Annotated in this window: 22 protein-coding genes; 16 read left to right on the forward strand and 6 right to left on the reverse strand. The window is 72.9% G+C overall.

Annotated elements, in window-relative coordinates; translation table 11 throughout:
• Positions 1–2: 2 nt before the first annotated feature.
• From JOD95_RS10035 to JOD95_RS10045, 3 genes are all read right to left on the reverse strand, one after another.
• Positions 3–662 carry a 4'-phosphopantetheinyl transferase gene (locus JOD95_RS10035; RefSeq protein WP_066657245.1) on the reverse strand — a complete coding sequence of 220 codons (660 nt, stop codon included), beginning with the start codon at positions 660–662 and terminating at the stop codon, positions 3–5.
• A 73-nt stretch (positions 663–735) separates the two neighbouring features.
• Positions 736–1,347 (reverse strand): hypothetical protein, encoded by a 612-nt coding sequence (locus JOD95_RS10040; protein WP_209684851.1) that lies wholly within the window; start codon positions 1,345–1,347, stop codon positions 736–738.
• 96 nt (positions 1,348–1,443) lie between these two features.
• A complete protein-coding gene (locus JOD95_RS10045; protein ID WP_209684852.1) occupies positions 1,444–2,199 on the reverse strand; it encodes an SDR family NAD(P)-dependent oxidoreductase in 756 nt (251 codons plus the stop codon).
• 34 nt (positions 2,200–2,233) lie between these two features.
• Between JOD95_RS10045 and JOD95_RS10050 the strand changes: the two genes are divergently transcribed.
• Positions 2,234–3,103, forward strand: coding sequence for a putative RNA methyltransferase (locus tag JOD95_RS10050; protein WP_209684853.1), 870 nt, complete (start codon positions 2,234–2,236; stop codon positions 3,101–3,103).
• Between the two features lie 38 nt (positions 3,104–3,141).
• Here the strand turns inward: JOD95_RS10050 and JOD95_RS10055 are convergent, their stop codons facing one another.
• A complete protein-coding gene (locus JOD95_RS10055; RefSeq protein ID WP_209684854.1) occupies positions 3,142–3,561 on the reverse strand; it encodes a VOC family protein in 420 nt (139 codons plus the stop codon).
• 53 nt (positions 3,562–3,614) lie between these two features.
• Between JOD95_RS10055 and JOD95_RS10060 the strand changes: the two genes are divergently transcribed.
• From JOD95_RS10060 to JOD95_RS10115, 12 genes are all read left to right on the forward strand, one after another.
• Positions 3,615–4,571: a YafY family protein gene (locus JOD95_RS10060; RefSeq protein WP_245172155.1), complete on the forward strand. Its 957-nt coding sequence runs from the start codon at positions 3,615–3,617 to the stop codon at positions 4,569–4,571.
• 228 nt (positions 4,572–4,799) lie between these two features.
• A complete protein-coding gene (locus tag JOD95_RS10065; protein ID WP_058729515.1) occupies positions 4,800–4,889 on the forward strand; it encodes a potassium-transporting ATPase subunit F in 90 nt (29 codons plus the stop codon).
• Positions 4,889–6,571 (forward strand): potassium-transporting ATPase subunit KdpA, encoded by a 1,683-nt coding sequence (kdpA, locus tag JOD95_RS10070; RefSeq protein WP_209684856.1) that lies wholly within the window; start codon positions 4,889–4,891, stop codon positions 6,569–6,571. Before JOD95_RS10065 ends, kdpA begins: the two co-directional genes overlap by 1 nt.
• Positions 6,571–8,700: a potassium-transporting ATPase subunit KdpB gene (gene kdpB / locus JOD95_RS10075; protein WP_209684857.1), complete on the forward strand. Its 2,130-nt coding sequence runs from the start codon at positions 6,571–6,573 to the stop codon at positions 8,698–8,700. Before kdpA ends, kdpB begins: the two co-directional genes overlap by 1 nt.
• Positions 8,701–8,703: 3 nt before the next feature.
• Positions 8,704–9,309 (forward strand): potassium-transporting ATPase subunit KdpC, encoded by a 606-nt coding sequence (kdpC, locus tag JOD95_RS10080; RefSeq protein WP_209684858.1) that lies wholly within the window; start codon positions 8,704–8,706, stop codon positions 9,307–9,309.
• 201 nt (positions 9,310–9,510) lie between these two features.
• A complete protein-coding gene (locus tag JOD95_RS10085) occupies positions 9,511–12,003 on the forward strand; it encodes an ATP-binding protein (RefSeq protein ID WP_271826571.1) in 2,493 nt (830 codons plus the stop codon).
• The gene (locus JOD95_RS10090; RefSeq protein WP_209684860.1) at positions 12,000–12,701 is read left to right on the forward strand and encodes a response regulator transcription factor; all 702 of its coding nucleotides are present in this window, start codon (positions 12,000–12,002) and stop codon (positions 12,699–12,701) included. Before JOD95_RS10085 ends, JOD95_RS10090 begins: the two co-directional genes overlap by 4 nt.
• Positions 12,702–12,783: 82 nt before the next feature.
• Entirely contained in the window at positions 12,784–13,305 is a 522-nt protein-coding gene (locus JOD95_RS10095) for a helix-turn-helix domain-containing protein (protein WP_209684861.1), read from the forward strand.
• Entirely contained in the window at positions 13,292–13,777 is a 486-nt protein-coding gene (locus tag JOD95_RS10100; protein ID WP_209684862.1) for a GNAT family N-acetyltransferase, read from the forward strand. Before JOD95_RS10095 ends, JOD95_RS10100 begins: the two co-directional genes overlap by 14 nt.
• Before the next feature lie 56 nt (positions 13,778–13,833).
• Entirely contained in the window at positions 13,834–15,993 is a 2,160-nt protein-coding gene (locus tag JOD95_RS10105) for a glycosyltransferase family 39 protein (protein ID WP_209684863.1), read from the forward strand.
• A 61-nt stretch (positions 15,994–16,054) separates the two neighbouring features.
• A complete protein-coding gene (locus JOD95_RS10110) occupies positions 16,055–17,185 on the forward strand; it encodes a bifunctional GNAT family N-acetyltransferase/class I SAM-dependent methyltransferase (protein WP_209684864.1) in 1,131 nt (376 codons plus the stop codon).
• Complete coding sequence (locus JOD95_RS10115; protein WP_209684865.1) at positions 17,182–17,904, forward strand: alpha/beta hydrolase; 723 nt, start codon at positions 17,182–17,184, stop codon at positions 17,902–17,904. The genes JOD95_RS10110 and JOD95_RS10115 overlap by 4 nt, the downstream gene beginning before the upstream one ends.
• Positions 17,905–17,980: 76 nt before the next feature.
• Here the strand turns inward: JOD95_RS10115 and JOD95_RS10120 are convergent, their stop codons facing one another.
• Positions 17,981–19,330 (reverse strand): APC family permease, encoded by a 1,350-nt coding sequence (locus JOD95_RS10120; RefSeq protein ID WP_209684866.1) that lies wholly within the window; start codon positions 19,328–19,330, stop codon positions 17,981–17,983.
• 165 nt (positions 19,331–19,495) lie between these two features.
• Between JOD95_RS10120 and JOD95_RS10125 the strand changes: the two genes are divergently transcribed.
• The 3 genes from JOD95_RS10125 to JOD95_RS10135 all read left to right on the forward strand — a co-directional run bounded on the left by JOD95_RS10125 (position 19,496) and on the right by JOD95_RS10135 (position 23,818).
• Positions 19,496–20,257, forward strand: coding sequence for an HAD family phosphatase (locus JOD95_RS10125; protein WP_209684867.1), 762 nt, complete (start codon positions 19,496–19,498; stop codon positions 20,255–20,257).
• Between the two features lie 85 nt (positions 20,258–20,342).
• Positions 20,343–22,853: a glycoside hydrolase family 65 protein gene (locus JOD95_RS10130; RefSeq protein WP_066657193.1), complete on the forward strand. Its 2,511-nt coding sequence runs from the start codon at positions 20,343–20,345 to the stop codon at positions 22,851–22,853.
• Between the two features lie 197 nt (positions 22,854–23,050).
• Positions 23,051–23,818 carry an SDR family NAD(P)-dependent oxidoreductase gene (locus tag JOD95_RS10135; RefSeq protein ID WP_209684868.1) on the forward strand — a complete coding sequence of 256 codons (768 nt, stop codon included), beginning with the start codon at positions 23,051–23,053 and terminating at the stop codon, positions 23,816–23,818.
• 16 nt (positions 23,819–23,834) lie between these two features.
• Here JOD95_RS10135 and JOD95_RS10140 read toward each other — a convergent pair whose 3' ends face one another.
• Complete coding sequence (locus JOD95_RS10140; protein ID WP_209684869.1) at positions 23,835–24,350, reverse strand: DUF1697 domain-containing protein; 516 nt, start codon at positions 24,348–24,350, stop codon at positions 23,835–23,837.
• Between the last annotated feature and the right edge of the window lie 93 nt (positions 24,351–24,443).

Here is a 24,443-nt window from a genome sequence, read left to right on the forward strand (position 1 = left end):
TCTCAGCGCGCGGCGAGCACGATGCCCGCACGCGCCGTCCCCCGGTCCACTGCCCACCGTCCCGTCGCCGCGAACGCCGGGCCGCGACGCGCGCTCGCCGTGAAGGTCCCGTCCGGGCGCAGCTCCACGTGGGCACCGTCGATGCCGAACCAGCCGTCGTGCGCGGCCGAGCGGGCCTTGGCGACGGCCTCGGTCGCGGCGAGCAGGACGCTGTCCGGACTCTCAACCCCGGTTCGCCGGAGTGCGGTGAGACCCCGCGCGACACGGTCGTCCGTGACGTCCGCGATGCGTCGGAGCACTCCCGGCGGCAGGGGACGTGCCGGCGTGGCATCGATGCCGATGCCGGCGTGGTCGTCGCGCCGGGCGACGGCGCAGGCGCGCAGGCCGGGGCAGTGGGTGATCGTGCCGACCACGCCCTCGGGCCAGCGGGGAGCCCCGCTCCGACCCACGGGCAGTGCCGTCACCGGGGTGCCGATCGCCGTCAGGGCGCGGCGGGCGAGCAGGCGGCCGGTCCGGAACTCGGCACGCCGCGCCGGGACGGCACGGGCGATCGCCGCGCGTTCCTCGTCGGCGAGGGGGCCGCTCAGGTCGTGGTCGGCGGCGGCGGCGACCACCGAGGCGGGGAGCAGCCCCACCCAGTCGGTCCCGCCTTGAAGTTGCACATTGCAATCAGACGCCCGGAAGCTCCGAGTCCCCCGGACGGGGCACGTCGCGGAGCGGCCGCGACCGGGTCCGTCAGGCGGGCAGGACCGCGACGACGGCGGAGCGGTCGTTCCAGGTCGCGGTCAGCGTCTCGCCGTCCGGCACGGGCAGCCCGATCACCCGCAGCACGACGAGGTCGCCGTGGTCGGTGCGCACCGTCGTCTCGGTCCCGTCGGTGCTGGCCGTGGCCGACGTCACCGTGGGGGAGTCCGGCGCCGACCCGCTGCCGACCGCCGTGCCCTCCTTGTCGAACCGTCCGGAGCCGTCGGCGCGCTCGAGCTCCGCCTCGTGCCCGCCGGTGGCGATCGCACGACGCAGGACGTCGGCGTACACCGGGTCCGCGACGGCGTCGTACACCCAGCGCTGCCCGAGCACGGAGTGGTGCATCTCGCACACCAGGGAGCCCCGGGCGCCGTCGAGCGGAGCGCCGCGGTAGGTCAGCGGCGTGTGCAGGAGCCGTCCCTCGGGCGTCCGCACGACGATCTCCTCGACACCGACCTCGCCCTCGGGGTCGTCGAACCGGAAGCGGGTGACGATCTCGACGGCGGCACCGGCGGTGAGGCCGCTCCACGGCTGCGCGGGCAGCCAGGCGGCGAGGGCCTCGGCCTTGGACGGTCGGAGTTCTGCGCGGTGGATGACGGCCATGCACCGACGCTACCGAGCAGACCTCGGCTTCCACCGTCGGCCCGCCGCACTGCGGTCAGGGCGCGGAGGTCAGTGCACGGGGCTCAGTGCACGGGGTCAGTGCACCGAGAAGCCGCCGTCGACCGCGATCGACTGGCCCGTGACGTACGCGGACCCCGGTCCGGCCAGGAACACCGCCACGGCCGCGAAGTCCGACGGCTCGCCGTTGCGCCCGACGAGCGTGCGCGCGGCGAGCGCCGCGACCCGCTCGGGGTCGGCGGACAGTCGCCTGTTGAGCGCGGTCTGCACGAAGCCGGGGACCAGGACGTTCGAGGTGACCCCGCTGCCCGACCAGGCCTCCGCCTGGGAGCGTGCCAGCGCCTCCAGGCCGGCCTTCGACACCCCGTACGCGCCGCTCGCGGCGAAGGGGCGGTGGGCCTGCTGCGAACTGATGCCGATGATCCGGCCGTACCCGCGTGCGGCCATGCCGGGCGCGAGCCGCTGGCCGAGCACGAAGGGTGCGTCGAGGTTGACGGCCATCGTCGCGTCCCACGTGCCCTCGTCGAGGTCCGGCATCGGCGGCCGCAGGTTGATGCCGGCCGAGTTGACGAGGACGTCCACCTCGCCGACGGCGTCCGCGAGCGCGTGGGCGCCCTCCCGGGTCGACAGGTCCGCGACGACACCGGCGGCCGACCCGCCGTCGGCGGTGATCGTCGCGACGGTCTCGTCGATCGCCTCCCGCGTGCGCGCCGCGACCAGCACGTGGGCGCCCGCGTCCGCGAGGGCGAGCGCGATCGCCCGACCGATGCCGGAGCTGCCCCCGGTGACCAGTGCACGGCGTCCGTCGAGGCCGAAGAGCTGCTCCAGTGCCATCCGGCCAGGCTACCGACGCCCGTACGCTGGGTCGGTGCGCGACGACCTGCTCCCCGTGCTCGCCTGCCCCGTCTGCGCCGAGCCCCTCGCCCGTGTCGACGGCGGGCAGGTCGGCTGCGCCACCGGGCACCGGTTCGACGAGGCGAAGCAGGGCCACCTCACGCTCCTGCCCGCGAAGCGCCGCGCCCTGACCGCGGACACGCCGGACATGGTCGACGCGCGGATCCGGTTCCTCGGGCGGGGGCACTACGCACCGGTCGAGCGGGCGCTCGCCGCGGTGGTCGCCGCCACGGAGGCGCCGGGCGTCGTCCTCGACGTCGGCTCCGGCCCCGGCACCTACCTCGCGCACGGGCTGGACGGACCGGACGAGACTGCGTCGGCCGGGAGGCCCGGCTCGGCCCCGGCAGTCCCCGTCGCTGCCCGCCTCGGGGTCGCGCTGGACCTGTCACCCGTCGCCGTCCGGCGGGCGGCACGCGTCCACCCGCGGGCCGGCGCCGTCGTCGGGGACGTGACCGAGCGCCTCCCGGTCGTCGACGACACGGCGGCCGTCGTGCTGGACGTCTTCGCCCCGCGCAACCAGCGGGAGTACGCGCGGGTGCTCCACCCGGACGGTGTGCTCGTCGTCGTGACGCCGCGGACCGGACACCTGGCGGAGCTCGCCGAGGCGACCATCGCGGTGGACCCGGAGAAGGAGCGGCGGCTGCGGGAGTCGCTCGAGCCGACGTTCGCGCTGCAGGGGTCCGAGGACCTCACGTGGACGATGGAGCTGTCCGCGGAGGACGTGCACGACGTGGTGCACATGGGCCCGAGCCACCACCACGTCGATCCGGACCGGGTGTTCGCGCCGACGGCCGTGACGGCTGCCGTGACCGTGAGCACGTGGACGGTCGCCAGGCGGCACTGAGGCGCTGCCGTCGGCCGTCCACGTGCCGGGGTCGGGTGTCAGCCCTGCGGCGCCGCCACGTCGAACTGCCACACGACGCCGAACCGGTCGCGCAGCTGCCCGGCGAGCGGGGCCCACGGCGAGGGCGCGAGCGGCTGTCGCACCTCGGCACCCTCGGACAGCGCCTCCCAGTACCGGGTGACCTCGTCGGCGTCGTCGCCGTGCACGAAGACGTAGCAGGCGTTCGTGCCCTGGTCGTACGGCTGGTCCGGCCAGACGTCGAACGCCATGATCCGGAAGCCGGCCTCGGTGTTGACCTGACCGAACACGATGCGGTCCGCCCAGGCGGGGTCCTGGGACGCGCCCATCTGGCCGTAGGTGGCGGCGGTCACGGTGCCGCCGAACGCGGATGCGTAGTGGTCCAGGGCCTCGCGGGCCTGTCCGTCGAAGTTGAGGTGGGTCGTGGTCTCGATGCTCATGGATCGAGTGTCGCGAGCGTTGCGGTCAGATCGTGACCGCTTCTCCGACGAGGATGGACGACGTGTCCGGACCCTCCTCGCGCATGCTCGCGCTGCTCTCCCTGCTGCAGGTGCACCGGGAGTGGACGGGCGACGAGCTCGCCGGTCGCCTGACCGTGAGTCCGCGCACCCTCCGCCGCGACGTCGACCGCCTCCGGGACCTCGGCTACCGCATCGACTCCGTCCGCGGTCCGGCCGGCGGCTACCGACTCGCCGCCGGATCGGACCTGCCGCCGCTGCTGTTCGACGACGACCAGGCGGTGGCGATCGCCCTCGCCCTCGCGGTGGCGCCGACATCGGGTGCCGACATCGCCGAGGCCGCCACCCGCGCGCTCGCGACGGTGCGACAGGTCATGCCCGAACGGCTCCGGGACCGGGTGGACCTGGTGGATGCCGTCGTGGGATCGTCCGCCCCGCGGGTCGATCCGGACGTGCTGGTGGCCGTCAGCGAGGCCGTGCAGCGCCACGAGGTGTTCCGGTTCGGGTACGGCACGGACGACCGTCCCCGCAGGGTCGAACCGCACGCGGTGGTCGCCCGGCACGGTCGGTGGTACCTGCTGGCGTGGGAGCCCGAGCACGACGACTGGCGGACCTACCGGGTGGCCCGGATCGCCCCGCGGATGCGGACGCGGCTCCCGTTCGTGCAGCGACCCGTACCCGGTGGGGACGTGGCAGCCTTCGTGGCGGCCCGCTTCAAGGGGTCCGACCGCGACGACGCGTGGCCGTGCACGGGGTCGGTCTCGCTGACCGCTGCCGACGCCGCGCGGGTCGCCCCGTTCCTGCCGGAGGGCGCCGTGCTCGGGGACCCCGTCGACGACCGTCGACGGCTGACGCTCGGGTCCTGGTCGTGGGACGGTCTCGCTGGCGCGATCGCCAGGCTGACGGTGCCGTTCGTGGTCGAGGGGCCGGAGGAACTCCGCGCCGCCGTCCGCAGATCGGCGGAACGGCTGGAGCGCGCGGCGGTGCGTTAGGGCGGTGCACGCGTCCGTCAGGACGGCGTGAGGATTCCGTGAGGACCGGCCTGGAGGCACACGGCCGGAACCAGCATCGGTACCGCACCACACGTGGTGCGGTCCGCGCCGCCCGGCGTCGGACCCGCAGCAACCAACGGAGTCCTTCGTGTTCGACGTCTTCGTCGTCGCCGGTGTCCTCGCCGTGTTCGGTGTCGTGGCACTCATCGCCAAGGGGGTGGAGCGGCTGTGATCGTCGTCACCATCGCCGCCGCCGTCCTCGGCATCGCCTCGGTCGTCTACCTCGTGTGGGCGCTCGTGCACCCGGAGCGGTTCTGATGAGCGCTGCCGACACCTGGGCCGGGATCGCCCAGGTCGCGACCCTCGTCCTGCTCCTCGTGGTCGCGTACCGCCCGGTCGGTGACTGGATGGCGCGTGTCTACACGCCCACGGGGCACGCCCGCATCGAACGCGGCGTCTACCGCGTGATCGGTGTGGACCCCGACGCCGAGCAGTCCTGGCCCGCGTACCTGCGCGGCGTGCTGCTCTTCAGCGCCGTCGGCGTGCTGCTCGTCTACCTGCTGCAGCGCATCCAGGTCGTGCTGCCCGGTGACCTCGGGCTGCCGAACGTCGGCCCGTCGCTCGCGTTCAACACCGCCGCGTCCTTCGTCGCGAACACCAACTGGCAGTCGTACTCGCCCGAGGCCACCGTGGGGTACTCCGTGCAGATGGCAGGCCTGGCGGTGCAGAACTTCCTGTCCGCCGCGGTCGGGCTCGCGGTCGCCGTGGCCCTGGTGCGCGGGTTCGCACGGCGGAGGAGCGGCACGCTCGGCAACGTCTGGGTCGACGTCGTCCGCGGCACCGGCCGGCTCCTGCTCCCCGGGGCCTTCGTCTTCGCGATCGTCCTGGTCGCCGGCGGCGTCGTGCAGTCGTGGGGCAGCGGCACGGACATCACCACGCTCGCGGGCGGCACCCAGCACATCCCCGACGGCTTCGTCGCGTCGCAGGAGGCGATCAAGGAGCTCGGCACGAACGGCGGCGGCTACTTCAACGCGAACTCGGCGCACCCGTTCGAGAACCCGCAGGCGTGGACGAACCTCGTCGAGGTCTTCCTCATGCTCGTCATCCCGTTCTCGCTGCCCCGCACGTTCGGGCGGCTCGTCGGTGACGACCGCCAGGGGTACGCAATCCTCGCCGTGATGGGCGCGATCTTCCTCGTGTCGCTCTCGGTGATGTCGATCGCCGAGCTCGCGGGCGGCGGCAGCGCCACGCAGGCGGCCGGTGCGGCGATGGAGGGCAAGGAGATGCGCTTCGGCATCCTCGGCACGACGCTCTTCGGCACGACCTCGACCGCCACGTCGACGGGCGCCGTGAACGGCATGTTCGACAGCTTCACGCCGATCGGCGGGATGATGGCGCTCCTCAACATGATGCTCGGCGAGATCAGCCCCGGCGGCGTCGGCTCCGGCCTGTACGGCATGCTCGTGCTCGCCGTGATCACGGTGTTCATCGGCGGACTGCTCGTCGGCCGGACCCCGGAGTACCTCGGCAAGAAGATCCGCGCCCGTGAGATGACCTTCGCGGCGCTGTACATCCTCGTCACGCCGACCCTGGTGCTGCTCGGCACCGGACTGTCCCTGGTGATCCCGGGTGTCCGTGAGCAGGTCCTCGGCACGAGCATCTTCAACCCCGGCAACCACGGGCTGTCCGAGCTGCTCTACGCCTTCACCTCCGGCGCGAACAACAACGGCTCGGCGTTCGGCGGTCTCACCGCGAACACCACGTGGATGAACTCGGCGCTCGGCGTCGTGATGCTGCTCGGCCGGTTCATCCCGATCGCGCTCGTGCTGGCGCTCGCCGGGTCCCTGGCCGCACAGGACAAGGTGCCCGCGACCGTCGGCACCCTGCCGACGCACCGGCCGCTGTTCATCGGCCTGCTCGGTGCCGTCGCCGTGATCGTCACCGCACTCACCTACTTCCCCGTGCTCGCCCTGGGCCCGCTCGCGGAGGCCCTCTCCTGATGGGAACCGAACCCGTGTCCACCCCGACCCCCTCGTCCACCGTGACCAGTGCGCCGGAGGCGAGCAGTGCCTCCCGGCCGGTCACCCGATCGTCCGCGTTCGGTCCCCGTCAACTGGCGGCGGGCCTCCCGGGCGCCCTCCGCAAGCTCGACCCGCGCCTGATGTGGCGCAACCCCGTCATGTTCATCGTCGAGGTCGGCGCCGCGCTCACCACCGTGACCGCGTTCGTCGAGCCGTCGGTGTTCACCGCCGCGATCGCGGTGTGGCTCTGGCTGACCGTCGTCTTCGCGAACCTGGCCGAGGCCGTCGCCGAGGGCCGGGGCAAGGCGCAGGCCGACACCCTGCGGAAGACCCGCTCGACGACCAGCGCCCGCCGGGTGCTGCGATGGGATGCGTCCGACGCCGCCGCGCTGTCGAACGACACCGCGGAGGTCGCCTCGGTGGACCTCGCGAAGGGCGACGTCGTGGTGGTCGTCGCCGGCGAGGTCATCCCCGGCGACGGTGACGTGGTCGAGGGCATCGCCAGCGTCGACGAGTCCGCGGTCACGGGCGAGTCGGCGCCCGTCATCCGCGAGTCCGGTGGCGACCGCAGCGCCGTCACCGGTGGGACGCGGGTGCTGTCCGACCGGATCGTCGTGCGCATCACCTCGACGCCCGGCGAGACCTTCATCGACCGGATGATCCGGCTCGTCGAGGGTGCCGCGCGGCAGAAGACGCCGAACGAGATCGCGCTGAACATCCTGCTGGCGTCGCTGTCGATCGTCTTCGTGATCGTCTGCCTGACGATGCAGCCCATCGCCGGCCTCGTCGGTGCGACCGTCAGCGTGCCGGTGCTCATCGCCCTGCTCGTCTGCCTCATCCCGACCACCATCGGCGCGCTGCTCTCGGCGATCGGCATCGCCGGCATGGACCGGCTCGTGCAGCACAACGTGCTCGCGATGTCCGGGCGCGCGGTCGAGGCGGCCGGGGACATCACCACGCTGCTCCTCGACAAGACCGGCACGATCACGTACGGCAACCGGCAGGCATCGCGCATGGTGCCCGTCCCGGGCGTCACGGTCGCGACGCTCATGGAGGCCGCAGCCCTGTCGAGCGCCGCGGACAGCACGCCGGAGGGCCGCTCCATCGTCACGCTCGCCGAGCAGGACGGCATCACGCCCGGCACCCCGGCGGGTGCGCTCGAGGTGCCCTTCACCGCGCAGACCCGCATGTCCGGGCTCGACCTGGCCGACGGATCGCAGATCCGCAAGGGTGCAGCGGCCGCCGTGCTCGCCTGGGCGGGGTCTGCCGACGCCGCCGTGGTCGCCGCGGTCGACACCGCGGTCGCCGAGATCTCCGACCAGGGCGGGACGCCGCTCGTCGTCGGCCGTCGCTCGGCCTCGGGCGCTGTCGACCTGCTCGGGGTCGTGCACCTGAAGGACGTCGTGAAGGACGGCATGGCCGAGCGCTTCGCGGAGCTGCGGTCGATGGGCATCCGCACGGTGATGATCACCGGCGACAACCCCCGCACCGCGGCCGCGATCGCCGCCGAGGCCGGCGTCGACGACTTCCTCGCCGAAGCCACGCCCGAGGACAAGCTCGCCTACATCCGGAAGGAACAGGAGGGCGGGAACCTCGTCGCGATGACCGGTGACGGCACGAACGACGCCCCCGCCCTGGCACAGGCCGACGTCGGCGTCGCGATGAACACCGGCACGACCGCTGCGAAGGAGGCCGGCAACATGGTCGACCTCGACTCCGACCCGACGAAGCTCATCGACGTCGTCCGGATCGGGAAGCAGCTGCTCATCACCCGCGGAGCGCTCACCACGTTCTCGATCGCCAACGACGTCGCGAAGTACTTCGCGATCATCCCGGCGATGTTCCAGGCGGCGTTCCCCGGCCTCGCGGCGCTCAACGTCATGGGGCTGCACAGCCCGGCGTCGGCGATCCTGTCGGCCGTCGTGTTCAACGCGCTCGTCATCGTGGCGCTCATCCCGCTCTCGCTGCGGGGTGTGCGCTACCGGGCGGCCTCGGCATCGTCCGTCCTCGGACGCAACCTGCTCGTCTACGGGCTCGGCGGCGTCATCGTCCCCTTCATCGGCATCAAGGCGATCGACCTCGTGGTCGGTCTCATCCCGGGGTTCTAGACCATGGCTTCCTCATCACGCTCCTTCCTCCGTTCCACCGGTGTGGCGATCCGTCTCGCCCTGCTGTCCACCGTCGTCCTCGGCGTCGCCTACCCGCTCGCGGTGTGGGGCGTCGGGCAGGCGGCCTTCCACGACCAGGCGAACGGCTCGATGGTCACCGACTCCTCCGGGAAGGTCGTCGGCTCGTCCCTGATCGGGCAGTCCTTCGCGGGTGCCCAGGCCGACCGCTGGTTCCAGTCGCGTCCGAGTGCCGCGGGCGAGGACGGCTACGACGCGAACGCCTCGTCCGGCTCGAACCTCGGGCCGAACAACCCCGACCTGCTCAAGAGCATCGAGGAGCGGCGGGCCGCCGTGGCGGAGGCCGACGGGGTCAGCGCTGCCGACGTGCCCGCCGACGCGGTCACCGCCTCGGGCTCGGGGCTCGACCCGGACATCAGCCCGGAGTACGCGCTGCAGCAGGTGGCCCGGGTGGCCGACGCCCGGGGTCTGTCGGAGTCGACGGTCCGCACGCTCGTCGAGCAGCACACCGAGTCCCGGCAGACCGGGTTCCTCGGCGAGCCGGTCGTGAACGTCCTCGAGCTGAACCTGGCCCTGGCCGCCGAACGCTGACGCCGGCCGGCCGGCCGGTCCGGCCGGTCTGGCTCGGCCTGGCCGTGGCCGGCCCGGTCCGGCCCGAGGGCGGAGCCGCCAGCACAACCGGAAGCACCTCGCGCCGCGGAACCGCGTGGTGTGACGTGCTTCCGGTTGTTCGGCAGCACGTCGCACCACGCACCACCACCACACCACACCGAACCGCGGGAGGATGAGCACGTGAAGCGCGGGAAACTCCGGGTGCTGCTCGGCGCCGCTCCGGGTGTCGGCAAGACGTACACGATGCTCGAGGAGGGCCACCGGCTGCGCGCCGAGGGCCGGGACGTCGTCGTCGCCGTCGTCGAGACCCACGAGCGAGCCGCCACCGCAGCCCTGGTCGACGGTCTCGAGCTCGTGCCCCGCCGCGTCGTCGAGCACCGCGGCGTCGCACTCGACGACATGGACCTCGACGCGGTCGTGGCACGGGCACCCGACGTCGCCCTCGTCGACGAACTCGCGCACACGAACGCCCCGGGCAGCCCGAACGAGAAGCGCTGGCAGGACGTGGAGGAGCTCCTCGCCGCCGGCATCAGCGTCATCTCGACCGTGAACATCCAGCACATGCAGTCCCTCGGCGACGTCGTCCGCGAGATCACCGGCACGGTGCAGCGCGAGACCGTCCCCGACACCGTGGTCCGCGCCGCCGACCAGATCGAGGTCGTCGACCTGTCGCCGGCGTCCCTGCGCGAACGGCTCTCGGACGGGCTGGTCTACCCGGCCGCTCGCATCGACGCGGCGCTCTCGAACTACTTCCGCCTCGGCAACCTCACCGCGCTCCGCGAGATCGCCCTGCTCTGGCTCGCCGACGAGGTCGACGACGCGCTCAAGGCCTACCGCGCCGAGCACGGCATCGACCACCGGTGGGAGACCCGAGAGCGCGTCCTCGTCGCGTTGACCGGCGGTCCCGAGGGCGAGACCCTGCTGCGCCGCGGTGCCCGCATCGCCGCCCGCAGTGCCGGTGGAGAGCTCGCGGCCGTGCACGTCACGACGAACGACGGGCTGCGCGAGCGCCACCCCGGCGCGCTCGGCAAGCAGCGCGCCCTGCTCGAGCAGCTCGGCGGGACGTACCACCAGGTGGTCGGCGACGACGTGCCGAGCACCCTCGTGCGCTTCGCGAAGTCGGTCGACGCGACCCAGATCGTGATCGGCGTCAGCCGTCGCAGCCGCCTCGCCGCCGCACTGACCGGGCCGGGCATCGGCAACACGGTGGTCCGTGAGTCCGGCGACATCGACGTGCACGTCGTCACGCACGAGCGCGCCGGCGGCGGGTTCGCCCTGCCGAAGCTCGGCGGCAGCCTCTCGCGCGGCCGGATCGCCGCGGCGTTCGCGGTCTCGCTGCTGCTCGGCCCGCTGCTGACCTGGCTGCTGTCGCTCGGCAGCGACCCCGACTCGATCACGGTCGACGTGCTGTCGTACCAGCTGCTCGTGCTCGTCGTCGCCCTGACCGGCGGGATGTGGCCGGCGGTGTTCACCGCGGTGCTCTCCGGGCTGAGCCTCGACTACTTCTTCGTGCAACCCCTCTACATGGTCACCGTCCAGCAACCGTGGCACCTGGTGGCCCTCGTGATGTACGTGATCAGTGCCGTCCTGGTCAGCTTCGTGGTCGACCGGTCCGCCCGCCGCAGTCGAGCCGCCCGTCGCGCGGCCGCCGAGTCCGGGCTGCTCGTCGGGATCGCCGGCAGCGTCCTCCGCGGCGACGACGCCCTGCAGGCGCTCCTCGACCGCACCCGCGAGGCGTTCGGGTTCACCGGCGTGCGGATCCGGCAGGGCGACGAGGTCCCGGCCACGTCGGGGACGTTCGCCGACGGGCCGGACGCGACCACGAGCCTCCCGTCCGGTGCCGTCCTGGAGTTCTCCGGCGCACCCGACGACCCGACCCAGCGCCGGCTGCTGCGCGTCGTCGAGCAGCAGCTCGACGCCGCGGTCGAGCACCGCCGACTCACCCGCACCGCGGTCGACGCCGAGCGGATCGCGGCGGCCGACCGGGTACGGAGCGCCATCCTCGCGGCCGTCGGCCACGACGTGCGCCGGCCGATCGCGGCGGCCTCCGCCGCCGTGCAGACGCTGCGGGCGTCCGACATCCAGCTGTCGGCACCCGACCGGGAGGCACTGCTCGCCACCGCCGACGAGAGCCTCGGTCAGCTGGCGGTCCTGCTGGCCGACCTGCTCGACGTCAGCCGGGTCCAGGCCGGGGTGCTCGCCGTCACCCCGCTGCCCACAGCGCTCGAGACGGTCGTCGCCCCCGCGCTCGACGAGCTCGAACTCGGGCCGGACGACGTCGACCTCGACCTGCCCGCCGACCTGCCGCCGGTCCTCGCCGACCCGGTGCTCCTGCAGCGCGTCGTCGTCAACCTGCTCGCGAACGCGCAGCGCTACGCGCCGGAGGGCACCCGGGTCCGGGTCGCCGCCAGCGCCTTCGGCGGCGGGGTCGAGCTGCGTGTCGCCGACCACGGACCCGGCATCCCCGAGGACCGCCGCGGCGAGGTGTTCCAGCCCTTCCAGCGGCTCGGGGACACCGACAACGAGACCGGTCTCGGCCTCGGGCTGGCCCTCGCCCGCGGGTTCACCGAGGGCATGGGCGGCACCATCGAGGTCGACGACACCCCGGGCGGCGGGCTCACCGTCGTCGTGCGGCTGCCGATCGCCGGACACCTGGGAGTGGATGTCAAGTGAGCACGAAGGTCCTCATCGCCGACGACGACGCACAGCTCGTCCGCGCCCTGTCCGTCACGCTCGCCGCGCGCGGGTACGACGTCGCCACCGCCCGTGACGGTCGGGCCGCCATCGACGCCGTGATCACCGAGCGCCCCGACATCGTCATGCTCGACCTCGGCATGCCCCGACTCGACGGCATCGGGGTGCTCGAGGGCATCCGCGCGTGGTCGCAGGTGCCGGTGCTCGTGCTCTCCGGGCGGACCGACTCGTCGGACAAGGTCGACGCGCTCGACGCCGGAGCGGACGACTACGTCACGAAGCCGTTCCAGATGGACGAGCTGCTCGCCCGACTCCGAGCCCTCGGACGGCGGCAGGCGTCGGCCGCGGCGACCGCGGGGGTCACGCCGACGGTGACGATCGGCGATCTGGTCGTCGACCTCGTCGCGAAGCAGGTCACCCCGCCGACCGGCCCCGCGATCCGGCTCACCCCGACCGAGTGGCGGCTGCTCGAGGTCCTCGTCACGAACCCCGGGCGGCTGATGACCCGCGAGATGCTCCTGACCGAGGTGTGGGGTCCGACGCACGGCAACGACTCCGGGTACCTGCGGCTCTACATGGCGCAGCTGCGGCGGAAGCTCGAGCCCGAGCCGTCGCACCCGCGGTTCCTCGTGACCGAGTCGGGCATGGGGTACCGGTTCGACCCGAGCGGGGTCTGACGGGCCGTGACGGGGCACTGGCGGGTGCGTGTCGTGTCCGTGTCGTGGTGCTGTCGCCCCGGGCGTTCCTAGGCTCGGCACCATGAACGAGATGCGGATCGCCACCCTCCGACGTGAGCGCGGCTGGACCCAGGAACGGCTGGCCGAGGCGAGCGGCGTGGCCGTCCGGACCGTGCAACGACTCGAGGGCGGGAACGACGCGAGCCTCGAGACCCTGTCCGCGATCGCCCGGGCGCTCGAGGTCCCGGTGCGGGAGCTCTTCGCGCAGGACGACCCCGCGGAGCTGGAGCCGGGCGTGCGCGGGCTCGACGAGCGGACCGAGGCCGCCGCGGCTGCAGCTGCGTCGGAGCAGGCCGCGCGTGACCGGTTCGTCGGCGGGTTCTGGTCGCTGTACTCCGCGGTCGGGATCGCCTTCGGGATCGTCACGGTCCTGCTCCTCGTCCTGCACGTGTGGTCCCCGCTGGTGTTCCTGCTCGTCGGGGCGTACTGGGCGGTCGGGCGGTTGGCCGGACGGTTCCTGCTCGACTCGGTGCTCGGCCCCTGGCTCGACCGGCGCTGGCCGCTGTCGTCGGCGACCGACGTGCCGGTCCGTGCCGCTCGCTGAGCCGACGCCGGTCCGCGTCGGGCCGGACGACGTCGACGAGGTGCACGCCTTCCTGTCGGCGTGCGACCTGACGGTCGCGGGGCTGTCGGACCCGGGCGTCCGGCTCTGGGCGCTCCGTGGTCCGGGCGGCGCCGTCGTCGGTACCACCGGGTACGAGACCGGGCCGGACGGGAGGCACGCCCTCCTCCGCAGCGTCGCCGTCGGACCGGCGCTGCGCGGCTCGGGTCGCGGTGCGGCGCTCGCTCGGTTCGCGATGGCGGAGGCGACGGCGGGCGGGGCGCGACGGGCGTGGTTGTTCAGTCGGCGGTCCGGGCCGTTCTGGCAGGGCCTCGGCTTCGCGCCGGCCGATCGCGCGGAGCTCGCGACCGTGCTCGCCGGCACGACGCAGGTCGAGCTGTTCCGCGCGACCGGGCAGCTCGGGGACGAGGTCGCGTGGAGCCGGCTGCTGGTCCCGCCCGTACCGGTCCCTTAGGGGCGTCCAAGGCTGCGCCGACGATCCGCGCACGTCGGGATCGCACGCTCGGGGGCATGACCCAGACGATCCCCGCCGAGCGCCCGCGCCTGCTCCCGCCACCCATCCGTCCGCACGGCGTCCGCGACCGCCTGGTCGGTCTCGTCCGCGGCCGTGCGGACACCGCGCGGTGGGAGCGCCCCGCGTTCCTCGGGCTGCTGCTGGTGACCGCTGTCCTCTACGTCGTGAACCTCGGCGTGAACGGCTGGGCGAACGCGTTCTACTCGGCAGCGGTGCAGGCGGGGAGCCAGAGCTGGGAGGCGTTCTTCTACGGCTCCTCCGACGCAGCGAACGCGATCACGGTCGACAAGCCGCCGGCGTTCCTCTGGGTGATCGGCATCTCCGTCCGGTTGTTCGGGCTGAACTCGTGGTCGATCCTCGTGCCGCAGGCGTTGATGGGCGTCGCGTCGGTGGCGGTCCTGTACCGGATCGTCCGGCGCCGGTTCTCGGCCGGCGCCGCCCTGACCGCGGGTGCGGTCCTGGCCACGACCCCGGTCGCGACCCTCATGTTCCGCTACGACAACCCGGACGCCCTGCTCGTGCTGCTCACCGTCGGGGCGATCGCCCTGACGCTGCGCGGGGTCGAGTCCGGGCGGATGCGGTGGGTCGTCTGGGCCGGCGTGCTCGTCGGGCTCGGCTTCCTGACGAAGCAGCTGCAGGCGTTCCTCGTGCTGCCGCCCCTGGTCGGGGTGTACCTCCTCGCGTCGCCCCGCCCGGTGCTCCGGCGGATCGGGCACCTGTCCGCGGCGGCGCTCGCCGTGGTGGTGTCCGCCGGGTGGTGGGTCGCGATCGTCGAACTCGTGCCGGCCTCGGCTCGGCCGTACGTCGGCGGGTCGCAGACGAACAGCTTCCTCGAGCTGACCTTCGGCTACAACGGGCTCGGCCGGGTCACGGGCGACGAGACGGGGAGCGTCGTGCCCGGCGGGACGACCGGGGCGGGGTCGTGGGGCTCGACCGGCCTGACCCGGCTGTTCGGCTCGGAGTTCGGCACGCAGGTGACCTGGCTGCTGCCGACCGCGCTCGTGCTGCTCGTCGTGTCCCTCGTCGCGATCGGGGTCCGTCGCCGCCGTGACCCGCGGCTCGCGACCGTGCTGGTGCTCGGCGGCTCGTTGCTCGTCACCGGGCTGGTCTTCAGCTTCATGGGCGGGATCTTCCACCCGTACTACACGGTGGCGCTCGCGCCGTACATCGCGGGCGTGGTCGGCATCGGCGCCGGGCTCCTGTGGGAGCGCCGCACGTTCCTCGCCTGGCGCATCGTCGCCGCCGGCGTCGTCGCCCTCTCCGGAGCGTGGTCGTCCGCGCTGCTGTCCCAGGCGTCGTCGTGGCAACCGTGGATCCGGTGGGTGGTCCTCGTCGTGGCCGTCGTCGGGACCGTCCTCGTCCTGCTGCCGCCGCGCGGTCGGGGCCTCGCGGGGGCGACGGTGGCGACCGTGCTCGTCGCGGCGCTGCTCGGGCCGACGGCGTTCTCGGTGCAGACCACCACGGTCGGGCACACGGGTGCGCTCCCGTCGGCCGGGCCGAGCGTCACGACGAGCGGGTTCGGCGGCGGTCGCGGCGGCGCGCCCGGTGGTCAGGGTGGTCCCGGCGGCCAGGGAGCGCCCGGCGGCCAGGGAGCGCCCGGCGGTCAGGGCGGCCCCGGCGGAGCACCGGGCGGCCAGACCGGCCAGAACGGGACCGGCCAGAACGGGACCGGCCAGAACGCGACCGGCCAGAACGGGACGCGCCAGAACGGGACGAGCCAGAACGCGAACGGCCCGGGGACCGCGGGCGGCGCCGACGGCGCCACGAACGCCCCCGGCGGCGGCACGAACCTGCTCGGCGGTTCGACCGAGGTGTCCGACGAGGTCGTCGCCGCGCTGTCCGCGGACGCCGACGAGTACACCTGGGCCGCCGCGACCGTCGGGTCGAACAGCGCCGCCACGTACCAGCTCGCGACGGGCGACCCCGTGATGGCGATCGGCGGCTACAACGGCACCGACCCGGCCCCGACCCTGGCGGAGTTCCGGACACTCGTCGCCGCGGGGAAGGTGCACTGGTTCGTCGGTGGCAGCACCAGCACCAGCACCAGCAGCAGCGGGAGCGACGCCGCAGCCGAGATCGCCGAGTGGGTCGCCGCGCACTACGAGCCGACGACGGTCGACGGCGTGACGATGTACGACCTCACGCCGGCGTCCTGACCACGGACACCGCCGGTACCGCCCGCGTCCCCCGGACACGAGCGGGCGGTACCGTCGATCCGTGACCATCGAGCTGCGCCGGGTGACCGCCGAGGACTGGGCCGTCTGGCGCCCGGTCCGCCTCGCCGCCCTCACCGACGCGCCGCAGGCGTTCGGCTCCCGCCTCGAGGACTGGCAGGACGCTCCGGAACACCGCTGGCGCACCCGGTTGTCGCTGCCGGGCGCGGTCGACCTGCTCGCGGTCGAGGAGGGCGACACCGTCGGGATGGCGAGCGGGGTCCCCGACCCGGACGACCCCGCGCTGGCCGAGCTGATCTCGATGTGGGTCGCGCCGGGCGCCCGCGGTCGGGGGCTCGTCGCACGCCTCGTCGACGAGGTCGCCCGCGTGCTCGTCGTGCAGGGGACCGAACACCTCGAGCTCTCGGTGATGCCGGACAACGACCGCGCTCGCCGGGCGTACGAGCGCATCGGGTTCAGCGCGACGGACACCCCCGGTGACCGGCTTCCGGACGGCCGGACCGAGACCGTGATGCGCCGCGACCTCAGCGCCGAGCGCACGCTCCTCGCGTACGAGCGCGGCGCCGACCGCTGGACGGAACGGACCGACGACCACCGCGCGGGACTCGTCGACGACCTGCTCGGCCTCGTGCCCGGCGGCGCCCACGTCCTGGAACTCGGCTCCGGCCCAGGTCGGGACGCGGACGCGCTCGAGGCAGCGGGCCTCCGTGTCGACCGGACCGACGGCACCACGGCGTTCGTCGACCGGCTCCGCGCCGCCGGCCACGAGGCCCGCGTGCTCGACGTCCGCCGCGACGGCTGGGGCGGCCCGTACGACGCCGTCGTCGCGAACGCGGTCCTCCTGCACGTCGCGCGGTCGGACACCCCCGCCGTGCTCGAGCGCGCGCGCCGGGCGGTCCGCCCCGGTGGCGTCCTCGCGGCGACGGTGAAGCGGGGCGACGGTGACGGCCAGGGTGACGGCTGGAGCGACCGGAAGCTCGACGACCCCCGCTGGTTCACCTACTGGGACGAGGACGCCCTCGCGGCAGCCGTCACGACCGCCGGGTGGCACGACGTCCGGGTCCGTGAGACCACCCGCCCCGGCGCCGAGGAGCGCTGGCTGACCGTGACGGCCCGTCGGCCCGAGGAGGACCAGCCCGACGAGGACCGGCCCGACGAGGAGGACCGACCGTGAACCGAGCACTCCGCTGGACCGCCTGGGTCGTCACCGTGGTGGTGCTGCTCGCGGTGGTCTTCCTCGTGTACGCGAACATCGTCATGCAGGGCACCAGGAGCGCTGCGCTGCAGGTCTGGCGGGACGACCGCGTGGCCGTGCGCGACGTGGGCGACAGCGTCGTGATGACCCCGACGGGCAGCGACGACGGCAAGGGCATCGTCTTCATCCCGGGCGCGAAGGTCGACCCCTACGCGTACCTGGCGACCTTCCGCCAGGTCGTCGCCTCGGGCACCACCGTCGTCATCACGAAGCCGACGCTGAACCTGGCGTTCTTCGACACCCGCCCGTTGGCGACCTTCGAGGCGCACGCACCCGGTGTCCGCACCTGGGCGGTCGGCGGCCACTCGCTCGGCGGCGTCCGCGCGTGCCAGCTCGCGCAGGACGCGGACGGTCTGCTGCTGCTCGGCAGCTACTGCGCGAACGACATCGCTCGTTCGTACGTCCAGGTCCTCAGCGTCTCCGGCTCTCGCGACGGCCTCTCGACGCCGGAGAAGGTCGCCGCTGCCCGCGACGAGCTCCCCTCCACGGCGCGGATGGTCGAGATCGAGGGTGCGAACCACGCCGACTTCGGCGCCTACGGCGACCAGCCCGGCGACCGCACGGCGACGATCTCACGCGAGGACGCGCGGGCGCAGATCAGCGCGGCCGTCCAGGACTGGGTGCGCACCCTGGGCTGACGCGACCACACGACAGACCGGAGGCTCGGTGCCAGCCGGCACCGAGCCTCCAGACCGTCGGCTGATCGGGGAGTGATCAGTGGATGCGGCCCGCCTCGTGGTCGCGACCGGTCCGGCGGCCCGTCGCACGGGCGACGAAGTACAGCACCACGCCGACGGCCAGCAGCAGGGCGGCGTACAGCCAGACCTGCCCGCTCTGCTGCGTGAGCAGCAGGATGCAGGACGCCACCCCGAGCACCGGCACCCACGTCCACACACGGAAGTGGTCGTGCTCGACCCTGTCCTTCCGCAGCACCAGCACGGCGACGTTCGTGCTGATGAAGACGAACAGCAGCAGGAGCACGACGGTCTCGGCGAGGGTTCCGACGTCACCGACGAGCGTCAGGAGCATCGCGACGACGGTGGTCGCGACGATGGCGACCCACGGGGTCTTCCGGTTCGGCAGGACCTTCGCGAGCAGGGCGGGCAGGAGCCGCTGCTCCGCCATGCCGTACGTGACGCGGCTCGCCATGATCATCGTGAGGAGCGCGCCGTTCGCGACGGCGACCAGGGCGATGAGGCTGAACACCCAGTCGGGGATCGGCACGCCGGTCGCCGACACGACGGCCAGCAGGGGGCCGCTCGACCCGGACAGCTCCGAGGCCGGCAGGGCGATCGAGCTCGCGAGCGCGACGAGCACGTAGACGACGCCGGCGGCGGCGAGGGACCCGAACAGCGCGCGGGGGTAGATGCGACGGACGTCGCGGACCTCCTCGGCGATGTTCGCCGAGGTCTCGAAGCCGACGAACGAGTAGTAGGCGACGATCGCGGCGCTCAGGGTCGCGAGTGCGGGGTTCGCCTCGGCGGGGAAGGCGCCGATGCGCGAGACGTCGCCGCCGCCACCGCCCAGCATGACCGCGACGACCACGATGACGATGACCAGGCCGGAGACCTCGATGATCGTCATGACGACGTTGCTGCGCAGCGAGTCGGAGATGCCCCGGGCGTTCAGGCAGGCGACGAGTGCGAGGAACACGATCGCCGTCGGCACCGGCGGCAGGTCCACGAAGGTGCCGAGGTAGTCGCCCGCGAACGCCAGCGAGAGCCCCGCGGCGCTCGTGACACCGGCGGCGAGCATGCTGAAGCCGACGAGGAACGACACGATCGGCGTCCGGTACGCCCGCTCGGCGAACACAGCGGCGCCACCGGCCTTCGGGTACTTCGTCACGAGCTCGGCGTACGAGCCCGCGGTCAGCAGGGCCAGGAGCAGCGCGAGGACCAGTGGTGCCCAGAGCGCGCCGCCGACGTCCTTCGACAGGGTGCCCATGAGGGCGTAGATGCCGGCGCCGAGCACGTCGCCGAGGATGAAGAGGAACAGGAGCGGGCCGGTGATCGCCTGCTTGAGCTTCGAGCCCGAGCCGTCCTGGGCCGTCGTGGTGGTGCTCATGTGGTGCCTTCCGTCACGCTCAACCTCGACGGGGAGCGGTCCGAGCGCTCCCGGAAGGTCCGCTCGGCGCGGTCGACACGGGTCCTCCCGAGCCTGAGCGTCCGAGCCGGGGCGGTCCTAGACTCGATCGGAGCCGAACCGACCACCGAGACCAGAGGAACTCCGATGACGATGCCGGACCGGCGCACGCCCGCACGACTCGCCGACACACGGGCACTCCTGTTCGACCTGGACGGCGTGCTGACGCCCACCGCCGACGTGCACATGCGCGCGTGGAGCCGCCTGTTCACGTCGTTCCTGTCCGAGCACGGCGCTGCGCCGTACACGGAGCAGGACTACTTCGACCACATCGACGGCAAGCCCCGCTACGACGGGGTCCGTTCGTTGCTCGCGTCCCGGGGCATCGAGGTCCCGCAGGGCGCGCCGGACGACGCCCCCGGGAGCGACACCGTGTGCGCGCTCGGCAACCGCAAGAACGCCGAGTTCACGGCCGAGCTGACCGAGCACGGCGTCGAGCCGTACCCGGGGTCGCTCCGGTTCCTCGTCGCCGCGATCGCCGCCGGCATGCAGGTCGCCGTCGTGTCGAGCTCGGCGAACGCGACGCAGGTCCTGCGCACGGCGGGCATCCTCGACCACTTCCCGGTGGTCGTCGACGGCCTGGTCGCGCGTCAGGACGGCCTCGCCGGCAAGCCCGCGCCGGACACCTACCTCGACGCCGCCGGGCGCTTCGGGCTGGCCCCGGCCGAGTGCGTCGTCGTCGAGGACGCCACGAGCGGGGTCGAGGCCGGTCGGAACGGCGCCTTCGGGCTCGTCGTCGGCGTGGACCGCGGCGCCGGAGCCGACGCGCTGCGCGAGCACGGCGCGGACGTCGTCGTCCAGGACCTCGCCGAACTCGTCGACCAGCTCCCGGCCCCGCGCACCAGCTAGCCTCCCGTCCCACCGGAACGGCCCCGACGGCGCGGCCAGACCGTCCGACCACCGCACGACTCCTCCCTCCCACGGAGCACACGCCATGAACCCCATCACCTCCGACCCCCTCGACCGCGTCCGCTACCCGGTCGACGAGTGGGCGCTCGTCGAGACCGAGTACGCCCCGGACGAGCAGGGCGTCGCGGAGACGAACTTCGCGGTCGGCAACGGCTACCTCGGCCTGCGCGGCAACCTCGACGAGGGCCGCGGCGGCGTGCAGTACGGCACGTACGTCAACGGCTTCCACGAGACCTGGCCGATCCGGCACGCCGAGGACGCCTTCGGCTTCGCCAAGACCGGGCAGACGATCATCAACGCGCCCGACGCCAAGGTCATCCGGTTGTACGTCGACGACGAGCCGCTGGTCCTGGCCGAGGCCGACATCCTGCGGCACACCCGTCGGCTCGAGTTCCGCGGCGGCTACCTGTACCGCGAGACCGAGTGGTCGACGCCGTCCGGCAAGCGCGTGCTCATCCGTGCCCGTCGACTCGTGTCCTTCACCGACCGGCACCTCGCCGTCATCGACTACGAGGTCACCGTGCTCGACGGGGACGCCTCGATCCTGCTGTCGAGCCAGATCCTCAACCGGCAGGACGTGCAGGACGAGTACCACGCGGGCATGCGGGCTGCGGCGAACGCCTTCGACCCCCGCAAGGCCGAGGCGTTCACCGAGCGGGTGCTCGAGCCGAAGCTCAAGCGCAGCACGGGCGGTCGTTCGCTGCTCGGCTACCAGGCGTCGAGCTCGGGCATGACGATCTGCGTCGGTGTCGAGCACCACCTGGAGACCGAGAACTCGTGGGACGAGGCGTCGTCGATCGAGGACGACCTCGCGAAGCACGTCTACCGCGTGCAGGCCCGCGCCGGGGTGCCGATCCGGCTCGTGAAGCACATGGTGTACCACACGTCCCGCGGGGTGCCGGCGCGGGAACTCGCCGACCGGTGCGAGCGGACGCTCGACCGTGCGCGCGCCGAGACGGTCGAGGAGACCTTCGCCAAGCAGCGCGCGTGGATGGACGACTACTGGACGCGCAGCGACGTCGAGATCCCGGGGCAGCCCGCGATCCAGCAGGCGGTCCGGTGGAACCTGTTCATGCTCGCGCAGGCCACCGCCCGCACCGACGGGCACGGCATCGCGGCGAAGGGCGTCACGGGCTCCGGGTACGGCGGTCACTACTTCTGGGACATGGAGATCTACGTCCTGCCGTTCCTGTCGTACACGGCGCCGATCGTCGCGCGGAACGCGCTGCGCTTCCGCTACAACATGCTCGACGCCGCTCGGTCGCGGGCGCGGGAGCTGAACCAGCGCGGGGCGCTCTTCCCGTGGCGGACGATCAACGGCGAGGAGTCGAGCGCGTACTACGCGGCCGGCACCGCGCAGTACCACATCGATGCGGACATCGCCCATGCGCTCATGCAGTACGTGCGGGCCTCGGGCGACACCGACTTCCTGAAGCGCGGGGCGATCGACATCCTGGTCGAGACCGCCCGCCTGTGGTCCGACCTGGGCTTCTGGCGGTCGAACGGCGACCGGAAGTTCCACATCGACGGGGTCACCGGGCCCGACGAGTACACGACGGTCGTCGACGACAACCTCTACACGAACGTGATGGCGCGGGCCAACCTGTGGTTCGCGGTGAACGCCTGCCGGCAGCTCGCGACCGACGACCCGGAGGAGTACGGCCGCATGGTCCGGCGCACCGGGCTCGTCGACGACGAGGTCACCGAGTGGGAGCACGCCGCCGAGTCGATGGAGATCCCGTTCGACCCGCACCGCGGTATCCACCCGCAGGACGCCCAGTTCCTCGACAAGGAGCTCTGGGACCTCGAGAACACGCCCGAGTCCAAGCGGCCGCTGCTGCTGCACTACCACCCGCTGGTGATCTACCGGTTCCAGGTGCTCAAGCAGGCCGACGTCGTGCTCGCGCTGTTCCTGCAGGGCCACGAGTTCACCGCGGCCGAGAAGCGTCGCGACTTCGACTACTACGACGCCCTGACGACCGGTGACTCGACGCTCTCCGCCGTGGTCCAGTCGATCATGGCGGCCGAGGTCGGGTACCACGACCTGGCGGCGCAGTACTTCCTGACGGCGCTCTACGTCGACCTCGCCGACCTGCACGGCAACACCGCGGACGGCGTGCACATCGCGTCGACGGGCGGCATCTGGGGTGCGCTCGTGAACGGCTTCGGCGGCATGCGCGACCACGGTGGCCGGATGACCTTCAACCCGCGCCTGCCGAAGGACTGGGAGCGCCTGACCTACCGCATCCAGGTGCACGGCTCGCGCGTCCGGGTCGACCTGGAAGAGGACGCGATGACCTTCACGGTGGAGACCGGCGAGGGCTTCACCGCGTGGGTGCACAACCAGCAGTGGGACGTCACCGCGGGGGCGCCGACGGTCGTGCCGCTCGCCCACCACGGGCCGCGGATGAGCGGGCACGCGCCCACCACGAGCGACATCCAGGGCACGCTCCGGGCGGACGGCTCCGTCATCACGGCGTCGATCCCGATGATCTCGCTGGACCGGAACCTCGACCTCGACGAGACCACCGCCTGATCGTCCGGCCGGGAGGCGCGGTGCAGGTCCGCCCCGCGCCGCGCCTCCCGTCGTCTCCGTACCCTCGACGCCGGCACCGGTGCCGCCTCCGTCCCGCCTGCACACGCGCCCAGCCGGGTGCGGGCACCGTGGTCGTCCGTGCCCCCGGGCCGACGGCGTCTCCTGCGGCACGAGCAGTGCATCGAGAGGAGACACACATGGACAAGCGGTTCGAGGGCAAGGTCGCGATCGTCACGGGAGCCGGGTCGGGCATCGGCGAGGCCACCGCGCGGGCGTTCGTCGACGAGGGAGCTGCCGTGCTGCTCGTCGACAGCGTCGAGGACAAGCTCCGTGCCGTCGCCGACAGCCTGCCGACCGGTCGTGCGGTCGCGCTGCAGGCCGACGTGGCCGACCCGGCGGCGTGGGAGACGATCGTGTCCGGCGCGGTGGATCGGTGGGACCGCGTCGACGTGCTCGTGAACAACGCCGGCACCTTCACCTCCGGCGACATCACCGACATCGAGCCCGACGAGTGGCACCGGGTCATCGAGACCGATCTGTCGAGCGTGTTCTACGGCACGCGGGCGGCGCTGCCGTTCCTGCGGGAGACCAAGGGGTCGGTCGTGAACACGTCATCGGTCTCCGGGATGGACGCCGACTGGCGGATGAGCCCGTACAACGCGGCGAAGGGCGGCGTCTCGAACTTCACGAAGGCCGCGGCGCTCGACAACGGGCAGTTCGGTGTCCGGGTGAACGCGGTCGCGCCGGGCCTCATCTGGACGGACATGACCCAGCAGCAGGCCGAGGACGAGGAGCTCCAGCACGCGTTCGCGGAGCGTGTCTCGCTCGGTCGCGGCGGGCGCTCGGAGGAGGTCGCTGCAGCGGTCCTGTTCCTGGCCAGCGACGCTGCGTCCTACATCACGGGAGCGATCCTGCCGGTCGACGGCGGGACGACCGCGAGCAACGGGCAGCCCGCGCAGTCCTGACCGTCCGACGCGCGGCTCAGAGCAGCTTGCGCAGGGTGTTCGTGTTGCGGGTCGTCGTCGTGCGCCGGAAGCGCGCGGCGGCGGCCCGCTTCGCGAACGCGGTGTCGGTGCTCGAGCCCTTCGGGCAGGACCAGTAGACGACACCGTCGCCCCGGGCCACCCGCTCGACACCGTCGTCGAGCGACAGGTCGGCGACCAGGCCGTCGAGGGCGGCGTCGTCGGAGCCGAAGACGACGTGGTCGTGCCGGTCGGGGGCGGAGTCGAACGGGAAGCCGTCGACGACCTCGGCGAGTCGCTCGTGCGGGACGAGGACGATCCGGGCGTCGTACCCGAAGCGGTCCCGCAGGGCCTGCTCGACGGCGGTCTGCACCGCCGTCGCGTCGCCCGGTGCCGTGAACACGACGTTGCCCGAGGCGAGCACCGTCCGCACGTCGGTGTACCCGAGGCCCCCGAACAGCGCCGCGAGCTCGGCGTTCCGGATCGTGATCCCGTTGACGTTCACCCCACGCAGCAGCGCGACCCACCTGGCCATGCCGGAACCGTAGCCTGCCCGGCGGCGGTGGGGCGAGCCTCCCGACCGATCCGCAACGACCATTGCGCAAGAAACGTTGCACAAGACGTGTTG

This window comes from Curtobacterium sp. 1310 (assembly GCF_017834105.1).
GTDB lineage: Bacteria > Actinomycetota > Actinomycetes > Actinomycetales > Microbacteriaceae > Curtobacterium.

Bases quoted from the DNA above. Each gene is read 5' to 3' on its own strand.
- JOD95_RS10105 (WP_209684863.1), top strand. From the start codon at position 13,834: ATGACCCAGACGATCCCCGCCGAGCGCCCGCGCCTGCTCCCGCCACCC.
- JOD95_RS10125 (WP_209684867.1), top strand. From the start codon at position 19,496: ATGACGATGCCGGACCGGCGCACGCCCGCACGACTCGCCGACACACGG.
- JOD95_RS10140 (WP_209684869.1), bottom strand. From the start codon at position 24,350: ATGGCCAGGTGGGTCGCGCTGCTGCGTGGGGTGAACGTCAACGGGATC.
- kdpB (WP_209684857.1), top strand. From the start codon at position 6,571: ATGGGAACCGAACCCGTGTCCACCCCGACCCCCTCGTCCACCGTGACC.
- JOD95_RS10095 (WP_209684861.1), top strand. From the start codon at position 12,784: ATGAACGAGATGCGGATCGCCACCCTCCGACGTGAGCGCGGCTGGACC.
- JOD95_RS10045 (WP_209684852.1), bottom strand. From the start codon at position 2,199: ATGGCACTGGAGCAGCTCTTCGGCCTCGACGGACGCCGTGCACTGGTC.
- JOD95_RS10135 (WP_209684868.1), top strand. From the start codon at position 23,051: ATGGACAAGCGGTTCGAGGGCAAGGTCGCGATCGTCACGGGAGCCGGG.
- JOD95_RS10120 (WP_209684866.1), bottom strand. From the start codon at position 19,330: ATGAGCACCACCACGACGGCCCAGGACGGCTCGGGCTCGAAGCTCAAG.
- kdpC (WP_209684858.1), top strand. From the start codon at position 8,704: ATGGCTTCCTCATCACGCTCCTTCCTCCGTTCCACCGGTGTGGCGATC.
- kdpA (WP_209684856.1), top strand. From the start codon at position 4,889: ATGAGCGCTGCCGACACCTGGGCCGGGATCGCCCAGGTCGCGACCCTC.
- JOD95_RS10055 (WP_209684854.1), bottom strand. From the start codon at position 3,561: ATGAGCATCGAGACCACGACCCACCTCAACTTCGACGGACAGGCCCGC.
- JOD95_RS10060 (WP_245172155.1), top strand. From the start codon at position 3,615: ATGGACGACGTGTCCGGACCCTCCTCGCGCATGCTCGCGCTGCTCTCC.
- JOD95_RS10040 (WP_209684851.1), bottom strand. From the start codon at position 1,347: ATGGCCGTCATCCACCGCGCAGAACTCCGACCGTCCAAGGCCGAGGCC.
- JOD95_RS10130 (WP_066657193.1), top strand. From the start codon at position 20,343: ATGAACCCCATCACCTCCGACCCCCTCGACCGCGTCCGCTACCCGGTC.